This is a genomic window from Paradevosia shaoguanensis, from assembly GCF_016801025.1.
Taxonomy (GTDB): Bacteria; Pseudomonadota; Alphaproteobacteria; order Rhizobiales; family Devosiaceae; genus Paradevosia; species Paradevosia shaoguanensis.
In genome coordinates this window covers 2,848,795-2,865,078 of record NZ_CP068983.1, presented here as the reverse complement: position 1 = coordinate 2,865,078, position 16,284 = coordinate 2,848,795, and the positions used below count along the sequence as shown (strand labels likewise).

General features: G+C 63.1%; 20 protein-coding genes. 11 read left to right on the top strand and 9 right to left on the bottom strand.

The features are described 5' to 3' along the window. Positions 1–54: 54 nt before the first annotated feature. The 5 genes from JNE37_RS13630 to JNE37_RS13610 all read left to right on the top strand — a co-directional run bounded on the left by JNE37_RS13630 (position 55) and on the right by JNE37_RS13610 (position 2,870). The gene (locus JNE37_RS13630; RefSeq protein ID WP_203063290.1) at positions 55–378 is read left to right on the top strand and encodes an NIPSNAP family protein; all 324 of its coding nucleotides are present in this window, start codon (positions 55–57) and stop codon (positions 376–378) included. Continuing rightward, positions 375–728 (top strand): antibiotic biosynthesis monooxygenase family protein, encoded by a 354-nt coding sequence (locus tag JNE37_RS13625; protein WP_035028609.1) that lies wholly within the window; start codon positions 375–377, stop codon positions 726–728. Before JNE37_RS13630 ends, JNE37_RS13625 begins: the two co-directional genes overlap by 4 nt. A gap of 53 nt (positions 729–781) precedes the next feature. After that, positions 782–1,288 carry an ureidoglycolate lyase gene (locus JNE37_RS13620; protein WP_203063288.1) on the top strand — a complete coding sequence of 169 codons (507 nt, stop codon included), beginning with the start codon at positions 782–784 and terminating at the stop codon, positions 1,286–1,288. A gap of 105 nt (positions 1,289–1,393) precedes the next feature. After that, the gene (locus JNE37_RS13615; protein ID WP_203063286.1) at positions 1,394–2,191 is read left to right on the top strand and encodes an META domain-containing protein; all 798 of its coding nucleotides are present in this window, start codon (positions 1,394–1,396) and stop codon (positions 2,189–2,191) included. Positions 2,192–2,261: 70 nt separating this feature from the next. Then, positions 2,262–2,870 carry a nucleoside deaminase gene (locus JNE37_RS13610; protein ID WP_203063284.1) on the top strand — a complete coding sequence of 203 codons (609 nt, stop codon included), beginning with the start codon at positions 2,262–2,264 and terminating at the stop codon, positions 2,868–2,870. Between the two features lie 4 nt (positions 2,871–2,874). Here the strand turns inward: JNE37_RS13610 and JNE37_RS13605 are convergent, their stop codons facing one another. Next, positions 2,875–3,021: a hypothetical protein gene (locus tag JNE37_RS13605; protein ID WP_156046261.1), complete on the bottom strand. Its 147-nt coding sequence runs from the start codon at positions 3,019–3,021 to the stop codon at positions 2,875–2,877. A 340-nt stretch (positions 3,022–3,361) separates the two neighbouring features. On the opposite strand from JNE37_RS13605, the gene JNE37_RS13600 reads away from it, so the two are divergent. Further along, positions 3,362–4,186 (top strand): intradiol ring-cleavage dioxygenase, encoded by an 825-nt coding sequence (locus JNE37_RS13600; RefSeq protein ID WP_203063282.1) that lies wholly within the window; start codon positions 3,362–3,364, stop codon positions 4,184–4,186. Between the two features lie 38 nt (positions 4,187–4,224). Here the strand turns inward: JNE37_RS13600 and JNE37_RS13595 are convergent, their stop codons facing one another. From JNE37_RS13595 to JNE37_RS13575, 5 genes are all read right to left on the bottom strand, one after another. After that, positions 4,225–5,658 (bottom strand): DEAD/DEAH box helicase, encoded by a 1,434-nt coding sequence (locus JNE37_RS13595; RefSeq protein ID WP_246513264.1) that lies wholly within the window; start codon positions 5,656–5,658, stop codon positions 4,225–4,227. Between the two features lie 380 nt (positions 5,659–6,038). Then, entirely contained in the window at positions 6,039–6,830 is a 792-nt protein-coding gene (locus JNE37_RS13590) for a molybdopterin-binding protein (protein ID WP_203063278.1), read from the bottom strand. Then, positions 6,827–7,693 (bottom strand): cytochrome b/b6 domain-containing protein, encoded by an 867-nt coding sequence (locus JNE37_RS13585; protein WP_203063276.1) that lies wholly within the window; start codon positions 7,691–7,693, stop codon positions 6,827–6,829. The genes JNE37_RS13590 and JNE37_RS13585 overlap by 4 nt, the downstream gene beginning before the upstream one ends. Positions 7,694–7,763: 70 nt before the next feature. Then, entirely contained in the window at positions 7,764–8,417 is a 654-nt protein-coding gene (locus JNE37_RS13580; protein ID WP_035028627.1) for a ThuA domain-containing protein, read from the bottom strand. Positions 8,418–8,501: 84 nt separating this feature from the next. Beyond that, positions 8,502–8,825: an ArsR/SmtB family transcription factor gene (locus tag JNE37_RS13575; RefSeq protein ID WP_203063274.1), complete on the bottom strand. Its 324-nt coding sequence runs from the start codon at positions 8,823–8,825 to the stop codon at positions 8,502–8,504. Positions 8,826–8,910: 85 nt separating this feature from the next. Here JNE37_RS13575 and JNE37_RS13570 point away from each other — a divergent pair, with 85 nt between their 5' ends. Continuing rightward, complete coding sequence (locus tag JNE37_RS13570; protein WP_203063272.1) at positions 8,911–9,378, top strand: SRPBCC family protein; 468 nt, start codon at positions 8,911–8,913, stop codon at positions 9,376–9,378. A 35-nt stretch (positions 9,379–9,413) separates the two neighbouring features. On the opposite strand, the gene JNE37_RS13565 is transcribed toward JNE37_RS13570, so the two are convergent. The 3 genes from JNE37_RS13565 to JNE37_RS13555 form a co-directional block, all read right to left on the bottom strand. Then, positions 9,414–9,671 carry a GlsB/YeaQ/YmgE family stress response membrane protein gene (locus tag JNE37_RS13565; protein WP_035028634.1) on the bottom strand — a complete coding sequence of 86 codons (258 nt, stop codon included), beginning with the start codon at positions 9,669–9,671 and terminating at the stop codon, positions 9,414–9,416. A gap of 139 nt (positions 9,672–9,810) precedes the next feature. Next, positions 9,811–10,854 (bottom strand): Gfo/Idh/MocA family protein, encoded by a 1,044-nt coding sequence (locus tag JNE37_RS13560; protein ID WP_035028637.1) that lies wholly within the window; start codon positions 10,852–10,854, stop codon positions 9,811–9,813. Next, on the bottom strand, positions 10,855–11,643 hold the full coding sequence (locus JNE37_RS13555) for a ThuA domain-containing protein (protein ID WP_035092270.1): 789 nt from the start codon (positions 11,641–11,643) through the stop codon (positions 10,855–10,857). It lies immediately after the preceding gene. Between the two features lie 572 nt (positions 11,644–12,215). On the opposite strand from JNE37_RS13555, the gene JNE37_RS13550 reads away from it, so the two are divergent. From JNE37_RS13550 to JNE37_RS13535, 4 genes are all read left to right on the top strand, one after another. Further along, the gene (locus tag JNE37_RS13550) at positions 12,216–13,325 is read left to right on the top strand and encodes an ABC transporter substrate-binding protein (RefSeq protein WP_035028641.1); all 1,110 of its coding nucleotides are present in this window, start codon (positions 12,216–12,218) and stop codon (positions 13,323–13,325) included. A gap of 97 nt (positions 13,326–13,422) precedes the next feature. Continuing rightward, positions 13,423–14,262, top strand: coding sequence for an ABC transporter permease (locus tag JNE37_RS13545; protein ID WP_081899667.1), 840 nt, complete (start codon positions 13,423–13,425; stop codon positions 14,260–14,262). Continuing rightward, entirely contained in the window at positions 14,259–15,053 is a 795-nt protein-coding gene (locus JNE37_RS13540; RefSeq protein ID WP_035028643.1) for an ABC transporter permease, read from the top strand. Before JNE37_RS13545 ends, JNE37_RS13540 begins: the two co-directional genes overlap by 4 nt. Then, entirely contained in the window at positions 15,053–16,117 is a 1,065-nt protein-coding gene (locus tag JNE37_RS13535) for an ABC transporter ATP-binding protein (protein WP_203063270.1), read from the top strand. Before JNE37_RS13540 ends, JNE37_RS13535 begins: the two co-directional genes overlap by 1 nt. The last annotated feature ends 167 nt before the right edge of the window (positions 16,118–16,284 follow it).

The window sequence follows — 16,284 nt, the reverse complement described above, 5'->3', positions numbered from 1 at the left end:
CATCCCCGTCATGCAATGCGCTAGAACTGGCGGTGCATCACAAGGAACACCACGATGATCACCTGTTTCATCCGCTACGAGATCGATCCGAACAAGCGCGACAGCTTCGAGCAATATGCACGCAACTGGGGTCAGGCCATCCCGCGCAACGGCGCCGATCTCATCGGCTATTACGCGCCGCATGAGGGTTCAGCCACCATCGCCTACGGCGTCTACAACATCGAGAGCCTCGCTGCCTACGAAGCGTACCGGGCGCGCCTTCGCGACGACCCGCTCGGCCGAGAAAACTTCGCCTTCGCACAAAAGGAGCGCTTCATCCTCAAGGAGGATCGGTTATTCCTTCGACTGGCGTCCACGCCGCATGGGGAATTGCGATGATCGCGGTGATTTTCGAAGTCCTGCCTGCCGAGGGTCGCAAGGGTGACTACCTTGCCCTGGCAGCCGGTCTGCGGGCGGAACTGATGGAGATGGAGGGCTTCCTCTCCATCGAGCGGTTCGAGAGCCTGAGCGAGCCGGGCAAAATCCTCTCCCTCTCTTTCTGGCAGGACGAGGCCGCCGTCGCACGCTGGCGCAACATGGCCTCCCACCGCGAAGCACAGGCGCTGGGGCGAGGCGGCGTCTTCGCCGATTACCGCCTGCGCGTGGCATCGGTCCTGCGCGACTACGGCATGCATCGGCGCGAAGAGGCGCCCGGAGATAGCCGAATGGTGCACGAGGCCAGCGGTTGACCACCGATGCGCAGCACGGCTAACTCGCCGTGCTGTTAACGGACGGATCGCCCATGACTATTATCACCACCGAGCCCCTGACCCGCGACGCTTTCGCGCCTTTCGGACAGGTCATCTCCATAGAGGGCTCGACGCACTACCTCATCAATTCGGGCAAGACCGAACGCTACAATGACCTGGCCAAGGTCGAGCTTGGCGGCGCCCATGCGCGCCCGCTGATCTCGATCTTTCGCGGCCAGCCTTATGCCATGCCGCTTGAACTCGGGATGGTCGAGCGCCACCCCTTCGGCAGCCAGGCTTTCTTCCCGCTTGCCCCCCGCCCCTTCCTCGTCATCGTGGCGCCCGATCATGGCGGCACGCCCGGCATGCCCCGCGCCTTCCTCACCGCGTCCGGCCAGGGCGTAAACATCGCCATGAACACCTGGCACGGCGTGCTGACGCCGCTCGATGAAGTCTCCGATTTCCTGGTGGTCGACCGTGGCGGGGATGGCAACAATCTCGAGGAATACTTCTTCGAAACGCCGTATCGGGTCGAACGGGCGAACCCGATCTTTACTTAATTCCTGCTTGTTCGTCGCAAGATAGCAGCAATTCCTGCATAACTAGCACGCTGGGGCACCTTTAGAGGCGGCGGACATGGACGCTGCCAAACTCAGGAGTGCACGATGAGCACAAGCATCAAACTCACCCTGGCAGCGGCCGGCATGCTGCTGGCCACCCTCACCACGGCATTGGCCGCGCCGGTCTCGATCACCGGCGAAGTGACCTATCGCGAGCGCATCGCGCTGCCACCCGATTCCAGCCTGGAAATCCAGTTGCTCGATGTCTCGCTGGCCGACGCCAAGGCCACCGTCCACGCTGCCGCCCGGCTATCCGGCCCCGGCCAGGTGCCTCTGACCTTCACGCTCAATTTCGACGACAAGGTCATCAAGCCCAAACACACCTACGCGCTGAGCGCCCGCATCACCTCGGGAGGCAAGCTGCTCTTCCTCAACACCACGCAATACAGCGTCGATCCGCTCGCGCCCGCGCAACCGATCATGATCATCATGGATTTCGTCGGCCGCGCCGAGCCCGCTCCCCTGCCCGGCAAGGAGGCCGCCATGCCACCAGCCAGCACCCCTACCACCCAGCTCATTGGCACCAACTGGCGCGTGGTCGACATCAAGGGCACCCCGAGCAACGAGAAAACCCGCACCACCCTGACACTTGCCGAAGATGGTCGCGCGGGCGGCAAGGGCGGCTGCAACAGCTATTTCGCACAAGCGACGATCAACGGCGGCAGCCTCGTCTTCGGCTCCCCCGCCTCGACGCGCATGGCCTGCCCCGAACCGATGATGCAGCAGGAAGCGTCGTTCTTCTCGGCGATGGCAGTTGTGGCGACCTACGCGATCGACGGTAACAATCTCAGGCTGGCCGATGCCAACGGCAATCCGGTGATGAACCTGGTCAAGGACAATTAGGAGCGCGCCCTCCCCTTGACCGCGCCTCTCGGCACTTGCACCCTTTGCGGCAGCAAACCTTGGAGCCGCAATGGAAACCGCTGCCTTCATCTCCCGCCTCTTTGACGTCATCGAGAACGACATCGCGCCCAAGACCCGCGAAGGCGTGCGCAAGGGGAACAAGATCTTCGGCGCCGCCATCCTGCGGAAATCTGACCTGTCAGTGGTCGTGGCGGAAACCAACAACGAGACGGAGAACCCGCTCTGGCACGGGGAAATGCACGCCATAAAGAAGCTCTACGAGCTCAACCGCGCCACCCTGCCCGACCCCAAGGATTGCATCTTCCTCGCCACGCACGAGCCCTGCTCGCTCTGCCTCTCGGCCATTACCTGGGCGGGCTACGACAATTTCTATTTTCTCTTCAGCCATGAAGACAGCCGGGACAGCTTCGCCATCCCGCACGATATCCGCATCCTCAAGGAAGTATTCGTGCCCCCCGGCACGCCGCTCGATGCGCCGCTCTACAATGCCAGCAACGCCTTCTGGACCAGCCACTCGATCGCCCGGATGATCGCCACGCTCGATCGCGGCAACCGCGAGGCTCTGCTGTCGCGCATGGACGATATCGGCGCGCTCTACGCCGACCTCTCCGCGACCTACCAGCAGGACAAGGGCGACAAGGGTATTCCCCTCGCCTGACCGGTCATCGGGCCTGGGTCGTCTGCGGCGTCAGCACGCCTGAGAATGGCCCGGGCACTTCGGTATTGGCAGCAGCGAAGACCAGCACGAACATGAGGGCCGCGAAGGCCACGGTCAGCACCATCTGCACGACGGAAGACCGGTCCCTCACTGCAGTGTCTCCAGCATGATGGCCTCGGGCGTCGGCGCGTTCGAGGCTGCGAAAGTAAGGGTTGCCATCACCCCAACGAACAGAACGGTCAAAAGTACCTTCAACATCTTCGTTGTCCCTGTAGCGGCCCGGCCTTGAGCGCCTGGCTTCTTGATGCCGCCTATTGTCGGCGGCTTGAGTTGAACAACGCCGCAACACCCCGTTTAGCTGCCGTTCAGGAAAGCCGGGGCGCGCGTTTATGCGTTTGTGCTTACCGGAAGCTGTCGAGCCTCACCTATTTGTAACGCCCAATACCGGCCGGCTTGAGCTACCCATTGGAGCGACCAACAAGGAGCCGACCATGCCAAGCGACGATCATTCGCCCGCTCGACTGAGCCGACGCGGCGCCCTCTCCCTTATCGCCGTCACTGCAGCCGGCGGCACGCTCATCCCCCGCCAGGCCTTCACTCAGGAAGCCGGCACCAATGCCGACACCGCCGGCCTGCTGCCGGGCGCCGATGTCTGCGTCATCACGCCCGAAGTCACCGAAGGCCCCTACTATTTCGACCCCGCGCTCGAGCGGCAGGATGTGACCGAGGGCCGTCCCGGCGTCAGAACCCAGGTGCGCCTCCAGGTAGTGGACGCCCAGTGCAAGCCGATGGCCGGCGCGCGCGTGGATATCTGGCACGCAGACGCCACCGGCATCTATTCGGGCTACGCCAACCAGCCCGGTGGCATCGACACGACGGGCCAGACCTTCATGCGCGGCACACAGATGACAGGTGAGAACGGCGTTGCCGAATTCACCACCGTCTATCCCGGCTGGTATCGCGGTCGCACGACGCATATCCACTTCAAGGTGTTTCTTGACGAAACCAACGCGCTTACCGGACAGCTCTTCTTCCCGGATGCGCTGAGCGAATTCGTCTACCTGAACGTCGCGCCCTATTCCGATCGCAAGGAAGAGCGGGATACCATCAACAGCACCGATGGCATTGCCGCGCAGGCGACACGCGCCTCCTTTGCCTATGTCAAGGAACTGGCGGATGCCTATCTCGTCGCCATGATCATCGGCGTCGATCCAAATGCCGGTTCAGGCGGCGCCAGCCGCGGGATGGGCGGCCCACCGCCACCGCCCGGAGGCTCGGGCGGCTCGCGTTCGCTGGTGCCCGGTGTCAAAGGCTAGAAAAAGAAAAGGCAGCCCGGAGGCTGCCTTTTTGCTTGTCAGGCCTGGGCGCGTCGCGCGCGACCGGCATCTTTCTGGTTCTTGTTCCAGCGCGGCTTGCCGGCCTTGGCCCCAGCGGGCTTGCCGTTGCGCTGGCGGGGGGCTTCGCTGTCCTGGCGCGGTTTCTTGGCCGTGTGGGAGCGATGCGGCGCCGCCTCCTGGTGCGCAACGCCATCGCCGAAACCGGCCAGCGTCTTGCCGTGCGCGGGCTTGCGCGCACGCGGCGCGCCGGCATTGGCATTGCGGACCGGCTTGCGGCCATTATTACCCTTGGCGCGCTTGGGCGGATCGACTTCGACGATGGTAAGATCGCCCGAAACCGGCAACGACTTGCGGATCAGCTTCTCGATCTCGCGCAGCTTGCCCTTCTCGGTACCGTCGCAAAGCGTGATGGCCGTACCCGAGGCGCCATTGCGGCCCGTGCGGCCGATACGGTGCACGTAGTTCTCGGCATCGTCCGGCAGGTCATAATTGATGACGTGGGTAATACCCGGCACATCGATGCCGCGCGCCGCGATATCGGTGGCGACGAGGATACGCACATTGCCCGAGGAGAAGCCCTTGAGGGCCGCCTGGCGGGCATTCTGGCTCTTGTTGCCATGGATGGCAGCCGCCTCGAAACCATCGATCTCCAGGTTCTTGGCGACGCGATCGGCACCATGCTTGGTGCGTGCGAAAACGATCACGCGTTCCAGCGCCGCATCGGCGAGGAGGGCGTTGAGTTCGGTACGCTTGGCCTTGGAGCCGGCCATGATCACGCGCTGCTCGATCTCGGCAACGGTCGTACCCTGGGGTGTGGCCTCGACGCGAACAGGCTCGCGCAGCAGGCCTTCGGCGAGCTTGGAGATTTCCGGCGCCATGGTGGCCGAGAACAGCGCCGTCTGGCGCTTCCAGCTGATCTTGGAGGCAATCTCCTTGACCGGGCCGATAAAGCCCATGTCGAGCATGCGATCGGCCTCGTCGAGGATCAGCCAGCGCGTCTCGCTGAGCCAGATCTTGTCGTCATCGACCAGGTCCTTCATGCGGCCGGGCGTGGCAATGCAGATATCCACGCCCTTGGCGAGCTTCTGCACCTGGTTGTAGCGGGAGACGCCACCGAGAACGAGCACGGTGGTGAGGCGCATGGAAGGGCCGGCCATCTTGCGCAGCGCTTCATCGATCTGCACCGCGAGTTCGCGGGTCGGCACGAGGATGACGGCGCGCGCCGTCATCGGACGGGGCCGACCCGGCAGGGCCTGGAGGGCAGCGAGGATCGGCAGGCCGAACGCGGCGGTCTTGCCCGAACCGGTCTGGGCGATGCCAAGGATATCCTTGCCCGCGAGCTGATGGGGAATGGCCTCGGCCTGGATCTTCGTCGGGGTTTCAAACCCGGCTTTCGCCAGCGAGGCGAGCAGCGGGCCCGGAAGGCCGAGGGATTCAAAAGTTGCTGTCAAAGCGAATTGTCTTTCGGTTGGCGCCAATTACACAGCGCACACGCCGCCGTCCCGAGCGGGGCGGCGGAGCCAAGGATGCAGCGGCGGGCTCATTCCCGCGACGGCCGTTCATTGTCCCGGGACATGGGCCCAGGACCTGACTTCGCCGCTCACCGCATCGATCGATAAGAAGAGAAGTCCGTCACGACTTAAGGCGCTCAATCAAAGCATGCGCCGGTGACGATGATGGGTAGATGGGGGAAAGCACGCAGAAAAGCAAGGCGTTTCCGCCAACTAGGCACGCAGGGGAGCCATGCAAAGCCGAGAAATAGGCCCTGCTTCGGCCGGCAAATCTCCTTACCCCTTAGGGTGGCGTTGCCACCTTGATCGGCAGGAATACCTTAAATCCCGCCGTACCAATCGTACCCATAATCCTCCCAATACCCGCCCTTGCCCCTGCCGAACTGCGAGAAACTGTCGACCAGCTCGATCGTGTGCACGTATTTCGGCTGCTTGTAGCCGAGCGCCCGCTCGACCCGCACGCGTACCGGTGCGCCGTTGGCAATGGGCAACGTCTGCCCGTTAAGGCCATAGGCGAGAATGGTCTGCGGATGATAGCCATCCACCAGATCGCAGCTCTCGTAGTAAAGCTCGGGCGCGGTAAGCCCCGTCCCCATATTGTCGTAGCAGTGGAAGACGATGAACCGTGCCGTCGGCTTGATCTTCGCAGCATCGAGCAACGGGCCGAGTTGCGTGCCGGTCCATTTGGCGATGCAGCTCCATCCTTCGACGCAATCATGGCGCGTGATCTGGGTGCGGGCAGGCATGTTGCGCAACTCGGCGAGCGAATAGCTGGCCGGGTTCTCGACGAGCCCCGTGATCTTGAGCCGATAGTCGGCGAAGTCATTGGCCTTGAGCGCTAGATATTCCGGCGTATCGGGGTCCCGCGACCCGTTGGGCCGCTGCCCCTGCCGGATTTCGCTTTCCGAATATTCGCGCGCAAGCACATCGTTCCCAACCAGCGCACGCTGCACGCGATAGGTGAGATCGTTCGCCTGTGCGAGCACGTCGCGCACCCGGTTGCTGCGATCACCGAGGAAATCGAACTGATCGCAACCGGCCAGAACCAGCGAGGACGCCCCCACAGCTCCCAGCCCCAGGAACCGGCGGCGGGAAACCAGCAGCTTGCTCATGGCCGGTCTCCTTGCTGGCGCGGCGTATCGGGGCTGGTGCGATACCACCCGGTGATCATCGAGCGCAGCTCGTTGATGGGCCCGGCCGCGAAAACCATGATGATGTGGACGACAAAGAACAGCACCAGCAGCACCATCATCGAGAAATGGATGGTACGCGCTGTCTGCCGGCCACCGAAGAGGTCGAGCAACCATGGAAAAGCCGCATCCATTCCCGGGCTCATCGTCAGTCCGGTGGCGATGATGAGCGGGAGGAGAATGAAGAACACGACGCTATAGCTGAGCTTCTGCAACGCATTGTAGCGCCGACCATGCCTGAACCGCAGCCGCGCATGATCGGCGACCTCACCCGGTAGCGCCTTGATATCCTCGGGCCCCGGCAGCACGTCGCGCCGGATATGGCCATTGACGAGGCTGGAGAGGAACCAGAGGAACAGTGCCGCCACCAGCACCCAGCCGAAAAAGAAGTGCACCACCCTACCCGTTGCCAGGTCCTGGTAGGAGGGAATGGTCGCCCAACTCGGAAAACCGCGGAACTGCGGCTGATCGGCCGGCCCGCTCATGCCGAAGAGCCCCGTCGTATTGAGCGTCTGCCCGAAGACGCGCGTCTGCCCTATCGGCCCGTTATCCGAGTTGGCCGCATACATGGCCAGCACCGAATTATCGTATTCAAAGCCGGATTCCTGGCCGACATAGAGCGCCGGATGCGCGTTGAAAATCTGCAGCCCCGAGAGCAGCATGAAAAACAGCGCCAGCGCCCAGGTCCAGTGCGTGATCCGGGTCAGCAGCGGCTGGCGATAGACCAGCGGGCCTTTCCCGGCTGATGGCGCCCGGCTCTCGGTGTCGGCGGTTTCTACAGCCATATCGCCCTCCTTTTGCCGGAGAGTAACGGCGCCTTTCACGGCGAAGTTTCAAGTCACGTGTGAGCGAGGCTCACTCCTCGCGCGCCGCCCAGTTGACGCCGCGGCGGACGATGGTCGCCATATCCGGGAAGTCGGTGAATTCCTTGACCGAATGGCCCAGCGTCGAGTGGAACACCCTGCCCTTGCCATGGTGACGCTTCCACACCACCGGCATGACGACATCCTTGATCCACCAGGCATGCTCGCCACTGAACGTGGTCGTCGCCAGCACCTCGTTGGAAGGATCGACATGCATGTAATATTGCTCGCTGCGATAGGCCATCGGCGTCTTGATGCCGGCCATGATCGGGTCGTCGGAGCGCGTGATGTCGACCGTGAAGTCGATGATGTTGCCCGGATGGGCGACCCACTGGCCGCCGACCATGAACTGGTATTCGACCGCATCGCGGAAGGCATCGCTCATGCCGCCATGGTGGCCGGCAAGCCCGACGCCGCCCTCGACGGCCTTGGTGAGGTTCTCGACTTCGTCCTTGGCGATCCGCGACATGGTGTAGATCGGAATGATGAGCGAAAGGTCGTGAATGGCCGGGTCGGCAAAGGCCTTGGTCTCGGTCTCGACGCGGACGCTGAACCCATCCTCGTGCAGCCAGCGACGGTAGAGCGCTGCACATTCCTCCGGATCGTGACCCTCCCAGCCGCCATAAACAATCAAAGCAGTGCGCATGGAACAAATCCCCCGAAAAACCGGGGGACGATAGCTGAATCGCCGCCACTTGCCAGCCCCCGAGGGTGACCGGGGCCATGGCTCCTACCCTTCGAGCTGCCCCTTGAGCCGCGACAGTCGGTCGACTGTCGGCCCCGCATATTGTCCGATCCACCGATCGAAAATCTCTTTGATCGGCATGGGGTTGAGATAGTTCCAGCGCTCCCGCCCCTCGCGTTTGACGATGATGAGATCGGCCTCCTCCAGCACGTTGAGATGCTGCATCACCGTGCATCGGTCGAGATCGGGGAAGGCGTCGCAAAGCGCCCCCGTCGTCTGCGGATGGTCCTTGAGCGCGTCGAGGATATTTCGCCGCCGGAAGTTGCTCAGCGCCTTGAAAATCCTGTCATTTTCTGCGTCATTTGACATGTTATAGATTTATAACATATGGTTGGAGAAGGCAAGGGAAAAGAGCGGACATAGCCATCCGCGCCATGGACAGAGGAGACGAAGGATGGATCTGAAATTCAACGTGGCCGGCCGCATCGCCAGGCCGGTGAACGACGTCTTCGAGGCGGTGGCCAATCCCGACCACCTCTCGCACTTCTTCACGACCGGCGGCGCCAAGGGGCGGCTGGAGACCGGCGCAACCGTCACGTGGGACTTCTCCGACTTCCCCGGCGCGTTTCCCGTTCACGTGGTCGAGGTCGTGCCGAACAGGAAGATCGTGCTGCACTGGGGCTCAGCCGATGACGCCCCGGAGGGCGAAACCGCTGCCACGCACGACAACACCGTGACCATGACCTTCGAGCCGCTCGATGACGGGCGTACGCTGGTGCAGATCACGGAAGAAGGCTGGAAGGAAACGCCGAAGGGCCTCAAGGCTTCCTACGGCAATTGCGAAGGCTGGACCGGCATGCTCTGCGCCATGAAGGTGTGGCTTGAGCACGGCATCAACCTGCGGGAAGGCTTCTACAAATAGGCAACTCCCCGGCATCGGACCGGGGAGCCGCACGTTCAGCGTGCCGTACTGCGCACGAAGGCGCGCCAGATCAGCAGGATCACAATGGCACCGACGATAGCGGCGATGAACCCGCCGCTTTCACCGGGCCCGTAAAGCCCGACGACCTGTCCCAGCCACGTGCCGACCACGCCGCCGACAATGCCCAGCACCGTGGTGAGGATGAAGCCCCGCGGCTCCGTGCCGCCGCCAGTCAGAAGCTTGGCAATGATGCCTGCAATGAAGCCGATGATGATGGCCCAGATAATTCCCATGTGACGCTCCCTGTTTGGTCCCGGGAATAATTGGGGAAACAAGGAGATGGTTGCAATGGGCTCACCACTCCCCATCCTCTCCCCCAAACGAAAAGGGCCCGCCTCACGGCGAGCCCCCTGCCCCTGAACCTTGCGACGATCACACGCTGTGTTCGTGCCGGTCCTGTTCGGTGATGACCGCGGTGTCGAGCACCTTCTGGATGTTCGCCGCGTGGCGGAAGCTGGGCTCCATGGTCTTGCCCTGCTTCACCGCCTTGGCGAAGCGCTGGTAATTGGTCTCTACCGGCTCGACTTCGACTTCCTTCCACACCCCCGTCTCGGCATCCTCACCCGAGCAGACAAGGAGCTTGCTCCAGTCGTGCCGGTGCTGCACTTCGACGCCACCCTTTTCGCCATAGACGCGCAGGCGCAGCTCGTTGAAATGGCCGGTCGCCCAGCGCGTCGCATGCACCACGCCCAGCGCGCCATTCTCGAGTTCGAGCGTCATGGCGAAGCTGTCATTGGCGTCGAGATCGTATTCCCCGATCTTGTTGCCCGGCGCCTTGTCGAAGGTCTTGAGGCGGCAGAAGACGTGATCGATATCGCTGCCCGCACCGTAGACGGCGAAGTCGAGGATGTGGATGCCGATATCGCCCAGCGTGCCGTTCGAGCCATGCTTCTTGGAGAGACGCCACAACCACTGGCTTTCAGTGCGCCAGTCGCCCCAGGCCTTCGAGACCAGCCAGCTCTGCAGGTAGCTTGCCTCGACGTGCTTGACCTTGCCGATCTCGCCCGACTGCACGATCTGCCGCGCGCGCTGCAATTGCGCGACGTTGCGATAGGTGAGGTTGACCATGTTGACCACGCCGGCCTTCTCGGCCGCTTCGGTCATTTCCATGGCCTTGGCATAGTCGGTTGCCAGCGGCTTTTCGCAGAAGACGTGCTTGCCTGCCGCAATCGCCGCCATTGAGGTGGGATGGTGGATCGCGTCAGGCGTCACGTTGGCCACCGCATCGAACTCGCCCCAGGCCAGCGCCGCATCGAGCGACGGGAAGGCATTGGGGATGTTGTGAGCGGCATTGAATGCCTCGACGCGCTTGGGATCGACGTCGACGCCACCCACCAGGGTGACGCCGTCGATGGCGGCAAAGTGCTTGGCATGCTGGTTGGCCATGCCGCCGGTGCCGAGAATGAGAAGACGCATTTAGCGCATGCCCTCCTGGCGGCCGCGACCGTGATGGAGCTTGGGACCGCGCTCCTCGATCTTCTCGATCGCCTCCTCTACCGGGCGGTTCGGAGCGTCCGTGATCCACTCAAAGCGGTTTGGGTTGTAGGCCCAGTTTACCGCATTGCGCAGCACCTGGCCGACCGTCGCATCGTGATAGGTCGGATAGGTCTCGTGACCGGGACGGAAATAGAAGATATTGCCGGCGCCGCGACGATAGGTGATGCCCGAGCGGAAGACTTCGCCACCCTGGAACCAGGAAACGAACACCGTCTCCAGCGGCTCGGGAACCGAGAACGGCTCGCCATACATCTCTTCGTTTTCGAGCTCGAAATATTGCGGCAGGCCCTTGGCGATCGGGTGGCCGGGATTGACGACCCACAGCCGCTCGCGCTCGCCGGCCTCGCGCCAGGAAAGCGCACAGGGCGACCCCATCAGGCGCTTGAAGATCTTCGAGAAGTGCCCGGAATGCAGGACAATCAAGCCCATGCCTTCCCAGACGCGCTTGGCGACGCGCTCGACGATCTCGTCCTTGACCTCGCCATGGGCGGCGTGGCCCCACCAGATGAGGACGTCGGTATTGGCCAGCTTGTCCTCGGTCAGCCCATGCTCGGGCTCCTGGAGCGTGGCGGTCGACGTGGTGATGTTGGCATCGGACGAAAGCAGCTTGGCGATCGCGTTGTGCATTCCATTCGGATAGTTGTCCGCGACAACCTGGTTTTTCTGTTCGTGGACGTTCTCGCCCCAAACGAGCGTGCGGATCGGCATCGAAAGTCTCCAGAGGTAGGTGGATTTCCGGCTCGCGACGACCCCTCCTCTCGAGCCGCGCGACATTGGCAGATGGCTGTTTTCGCTTTTCCGCCCGCGCCGCTTCCAAAGCGCTTTGGGAAATTGATTTGCAAGGTCTACAGCGATTAGCAGACGCGGCGCAAGTGGGCGTCGAACGCGAAAACACTGTTGTCGCCGCAACTGTCGAACCGGCAACACAACCACCGGCGGTCAACGTCGCTCGCTCGATATGGTTCGGCAATCCAGTCCAGGGCTCTCCCGCGATGAACATCGCGAGCCCGTTCATGCAATTGTCACCCGATGCGCACCCGCTGGACGAACTGTCACATTCAGTGCTTAATCAGCCGCACGGTGTGGGAGGGAGCCCGGAACCGGCCAGCAGCAAGAGCACGCGCAAGTCCCCGTAGCGACTACCCTTTGGGGTATTGGCGGCGCTTTACGCCATCGTCGGAAAACTGTCACGCGAGTGTCATGAGGCAAACGTAAGCAGCCGCGGTCCTTTGGCGACACTGACAATAAGTCACCAAGACATAACAACATGGAGACGCAGGATGACTTTCCAGAAAGCGTGTGTCGTGTCGGTATCGGTCGTAGCGCTCATCGCTTCGGCTGCCCCGTCATTCGCTCAGACCGACCTCAATGCGCTTTACGAAGCTGCAAAGGGTGAAGGCCAGCTCACCGTCATCGCCCTGCCGCACGACTGGTGCGGTTATGGCGCCGTCATCGATGGTTTCAAGGCCAAGTACCCCGGTATCACCGTCAACGAGCTGAACCCCGACGCCGGTTCGGCCGACGAAATCGAAGCCATCAAGGCAAACAAGGACAACAAGGGCGAAGGCGCTCCGGACGTGATCGACGTCGGCCTGCCGTTCGGCCCCTCGGCCAAGGCCGACGGCCTGATCCAGCCCTACAAGGTTTCGACCTGGGACTCGATCCCGGCTGACGCCAAGGACGCCGACGGCTACTGGTACGGCGACTATTACGGCGTGATGGCCTTCCTCGTGAACAGCGACCTCGTCGCCAAGGCCCCGACCTCGTGGGCCGAGCTCACCGGTGCCGACTACGCCAACCAGGTTGCCCTCGCCGGCGATCCGCGCGCTTCCGCCCAGGCCATCCAGAGCGTCTACGCCGCCGGCCTCGCCAATGGCGCCAAGACCGCTGAAGACGCCGCCAATCTCGGCCTCAAGTTCTTCGGCGACGTGCAGAGCAAGGGCAATTTCGTGCCCGTGATCGGCAAGGCCGCTTCGCTCGCCCAGGGCACCACCCCGATCGTGATCGCCTGGGACTACAACGCCCTCGCCTGGCGCGATGGCTTTGCCGGTAATCCCAAGGCCGAAGTGATCGTGCCGTCCGATGCCGTGCTCGCCGGTGTCTACGTCCAGGCCATCTCGGCCTTCGCACCGCACCCCAATGCCGCCAAGCTCTGGATGGAATACCTCTATTCGGACGAAGGTCAGCTCGGCTGGCTCAAGGGCTATTGCCACCCGATCCGCTTCAACGACCTGGCCCAGAACGGCAAGGTCCCGCAGGAGCTGCTCGCCGCGCTTCCGCCGGCCGAAGCCTATGCCAAGGCCGTGTTCCCGACCGTGGACGACCAGAACGCCGCCAAGGCGATCATCACCAAGGATTGGGATTCTGTCGTAGGGGCCAATGTCCAGTAATACGGACGCTTCCGGCACTATCGCCAACCGCGCCGGCCCGGAGAAATCCGGGCCGGTTGCGGCCACTTCGCGCAACCCCTTGAGCGTCTTCGCCGGCATGCGGCTGACCGAACTGCTCGGGGTCGTGCCTTTCCTGCTTTTCGCAGTGATGTTCCTTTTCGCGCCGACCCTGTTCCTCGTCGGCGCCGCCTTCGTCGATGACGCCGGCAACTTCACCTTCCAGAACATAATCGATCTGGGCACGCCCCAGATCATTGCCTCGTTCTGGATATCGATCCGCGTCTCCGCTGCTTCGGCCGCGCTCGGCGCCCTCATCGGCCTTATCATCGCCCTGGCGCTGATCCGCGGACGCCTGCCCGAAGGTATTCGCTCGGCGGTGCTGACCTTCTCGGGCGTCGCCTCCAACTTCGCCGGCATCCCGCTGGCTTTCGCCTTCCTCGCCACACTCGGGCGACTCGGCCTTGTCACCATCGTGCTCAAGCTGGTGGGCATCGATATCTATCGGGCGGGCTTCAATATCCTCAGTTTCTGGGGCCTCACCATCACCTATCTCTACTTCCAGATCCCGCTGATGATCCTCATCATCGCTCCGGCAATCGATGGGCTGAAGAAGGAATGGGGTGAGGCAGCCGCAACCCTTGGCGCCACGCCCTGGCAGTTCTGGCGCTATGTCGGCCTGCCGGTGCTCTGGCCCAACCTCCTCGGCACACTCTCGCTGCTCTTCGCCAATGCCTTCGGCGCCATCGCCACAGCCTATGCGCTGACCGGCTCCTCACTCAACATCGTGCCGATCCTGCTCTATGCGCAGATCCGTGGCGACGTGCTGCACAATCCCGGCCTCGGTGCGGCGCTGGCGCTCGGCATGATCGTGGTGACGGCTGTGGCTAACGTCCTTTATCTCGTGGTGCGGACGCGTGCCGAAAGGTGGCTCAAATGAAGCCGCGCGGCAGACTTTGGGCCTGGGTGATCTTCGCCCTGGGCGCCGCCTATTTCCTCGTGCCGCTGCTGGCGACCTTCGAGTTCTCGCTGCGCATACGCCGCGAGGGCTACACGTTCGACGCCTATATCAACGTCTTCTCGGACGGCCGCTTCCAGGCGACATTCCTCTATTCGCTCTTCGTCGGTCTGGCTGCGATCCTGGTCGGCATCTTCATCGTCGTGCCCGCCGCTTATCTCGTCCGCCTGCGGCTGCCGGCGCTGCGCCCGATCATCGAGTTCGTCACGCTCCTGCCGCTCATCATCCCGGCGATCATTCTCGTCTTCGGCTATATCAAGCTCTACAATTCATCGAGCTGGCTGCCGCTGACCAGCAGCGGCCTTGGCACCGATATCCTCCTGACCTTCGGCTATGTGGCGTTGGCGCTGCCCTATATGTATCGCGCCGTCGATACGGGCCTGCGCACCATCGACGTGCAGACGCTGACCGAAGCCGCCAATATCCTCGGCGCCAACCAGTGGACGATCATTACGCGGGTGATCTTCCCCAACATCATCGTGGCGGTGCTCTCCGGCGCCTTCCTGACGCTCGCCATCGTCATGGGCGAGTTCACCATTGCCAGCCTCCTCAACCGCCCGGCCTTCGGCCCCTACCTGCAGAACGTGGGCGCCAACCGCGCCTTCGAGCCGGCGGCCCTGGCGATCATCTCCTTCGTTTTCACCTGGGGCGCGATGGGCATGATCCAGCTGCTCGCCCGCTTTGCCCCCAAGACAGCCGCCAGGACCGATTGATGGCCGAGCCGTTCCTCCAGATCGACAGCATCGTCAAGAAATTCGGCGAGAACACCGTGATCCACGGCGTCGACCTCGCCTTCGCCAAGGGCGAGTTCATCTCGCTCCTCGGTCCGTCCGGCTGCGGCAAGACCACGATCCTGCGCATGATCGCCGGCTTCGAACGCCCGACCACGGGCCGCATCATCGTCGACGGCAAGGACATTACCGACCTCAACCCGAACCAGCGCAAGATCGGCATGGTGTTCCAGGCCTATGCGCTCTTCCCCAACATGAACGTCGCCGACAACGTCGCCTTCGGGCTCAAGGTCGCCGGCGTCGGCAAGGAAGAGCGATCGGCACGTGTCGAGGAGATGCTCAAGCTCATCGGCCTCGCCGGCTACAACAAGCGCTACCCCTTCGAGCTTTCGGGCGGCCAGCAGCAGCGCGTGGCACTCGCCCGAGCGCTCGCGCCGCGTCCGCGCATGCTGCTGCTCGACGAACCGCTCTCGGCGCTCGACGCCAAGATCCGCGTCTCGCTCCGCCAGGAAATCCGCGCCATCCAGCGCGACCTCGGCATAACGACCGTGTTCGTGACCCACGACCAGGAAGAAGCGCTTTCGATCTCGGACCGCATCGTGGTGATGAATGCCGGGCACGTCGAACAGGTCGGCGCCCCGTTCGAAATCTACAACCGGCCGCAGACCCGGTTCGTGGCCCAGTTCGTCGGCACGCTCAACACCATCGAGGCCACGGTGACCGATGCGCCTTCGCGGCGGATCTCGATCGACGGGCAGGACGCGGTTCTGGCCACGCTGCCGGCCGACATCGCCACCAACACCCCGATCTCGCTGACCCTGCGGCCCGAGGCGGTGAGCCTGGGCAAGCCGAACGGGCAGGATATCGAACTCGAAGGCACCGTGTCGGAGGTAAACTTCCTCGGCTCGGTGATCCGGCTGCGGGTGGACCTGGGCCGCAATTCGGTGAACCTCGATACGTTCAACGACCAGAGAACGCCGCTGCCTGCACTCAACGAGCGGGTGAGGGTCTCGATCAATTCGAGCGATGTGCTGCTGTTGAATTAGGACGGCGGGCGCTGTGGGAGTGCGGTGAGCATGGTGTGCGTAGCTCCCCCCTCCCAGCCTCCCCCGCAAGGGGGGAGGTGTTTCGATCCAGTTTCTGGTGAACGACCCGTCCCACGACCACGGTTAGCACCTCCCCCCTTGCGGGGGAGGCTGGGAGGGGGGAGAGC

What these genes read in the sequence shown, in the direction of transcription:
- JNE37_RS13560 (WP_035028637.1), bottom strand. Translation starts at nt 10,854, where the DNA reads ATGCGTCTTCTCATTCTCGGCACCGGCGGCATGGCCAACCAGCATGCC.
- JNE37_RS13545 (WP_081899667.1), top strand. Translation starts at nt 13,423, where the DNA reads ATGCGGCTGACCGAACTGCTCGGGGTCGTGCCTTTCCTGCTTTTCGCA.
- JNE37_RS13625 (WP_035028609.1), top strand. Translation starts at nt 375, where the DNA reads ATGATCGCGGTGATTTTCGAAGTCCTGCCTGCCGAGGGTCGCAAGGGT.
- JNE37_RS13555 (WP_035092270.1), bottom strand. Translation starts at nt 11,643, where the DNA reads ATGCCGATCCGCACGCTCGTTTGGGGCGAGAACGTCCACGAACAGAAA.
- JNE37_RS13570 (WP_203063272.1), top strand. Translation starts at nt 8,911, where the DNA reads ATGGATCTGAAATTCAACGTGGCCGGCCGCATCGCCAGGCCGGTGAAC.
- JNE37_RS13585 (WP_203063276.1), bottom strand. Translation starts at nt 7,693, where the DNA reads ATGGCTGTAGAAACCGCCGACACCGAGAGCCGGGCGCCATCAGCCGGG.
- JNE37_RS13550 (WP_035028641.1), top strand. Translation starts at nt 12,216, where the DNA reads ATGACTTTCCAGAAAGCGTGTGTCGTGTCGGTATCGGTCGTAGCGCTC.
- JNE37_RS13575 (WP_203063274.1), bottom strand. Translation starts at nt 8,825, where the DNA reads ATGTCAAATGACGCAGAAAATGACAGGATTTTCAAGGCGCTGAGCAAC.
- JNE37_RS13580 (WP_035028627.1), bottom strand. Translation starts at nt 8,417, where the DNA reads ATGCGCACTGCTTTGATTGTTTATGGCGGCTGGGAGGGTCACGATCCG.
- JNE37_RS13630 (WP_203063290.1), top strand. Translation starts at nt 55, where the DNA reads ATGATCACCTGTTTCATCCGCTACGAGATCGATCCGAACAAGCGCGAC.
- JNE37_RS13540 (WP_035028643.1), top strand. Translation starts at nt 14,259, where the DNA reads ATGAAGCCGCGCGGCAGACTTTGGGCCTGGGTGATCTTCGCCCTGGGC.
- JNE37_RS13600 (WP_203063282.1), top strand. Translation starts at nt 3,362, where the DNA reads ATGCCAAGCGACGATCATTCGCCCGCTCGACTGAGCCGACGCGGCGCC.
- JNE37_RS13590 (WP_203063278.1), bottom strand. Translation starts at nt 6,830, where the DNA reads ATGAGCAAGCTGCTGGTTTCCCGCCGCCGGTTCCTGGGGCTGGGAGCT.
- JNE37_RS13615 (WP_203063286.1), top strand. Translation starts at nt 1,394, where the DNA reads ATGAGCACAAGCATCAAACTCACCCTGGCAGCGGCCGGCATGCTGCTG.
- JNE37_RS13610 (WP_203063284.1), top strand. Translation starts at nt 2,262, where the DNA reads ATGGAAACCGCTGCCTTCATCTCCCGCCTCTTTGACGTCATCGAGAAC.
- JNE37_RS13535 (WP_203063270.1), top strand. Translation starts at nt 15,053, where the DNA reads ATGGCCGAGCCGTTCCTCCAGATCGACAGCATCGTCAAGAAATTCGGC.
- JNE37_RS13565 (WP_035028634.1), bottom strand. Translation starts at nt 9,671, where the DNA reads ATGGGAATTATCTGGGCCATCATCATCGGCTTCATTGCAGGCATCATT.
- JNE37_RS13620 (WP_203063288.1), top strand. Translation starts at nt 782, where the DNA reads ATGACTATTATCACCACCGAGCCCCTGACCCGCGACGCTTTCGCGCCT.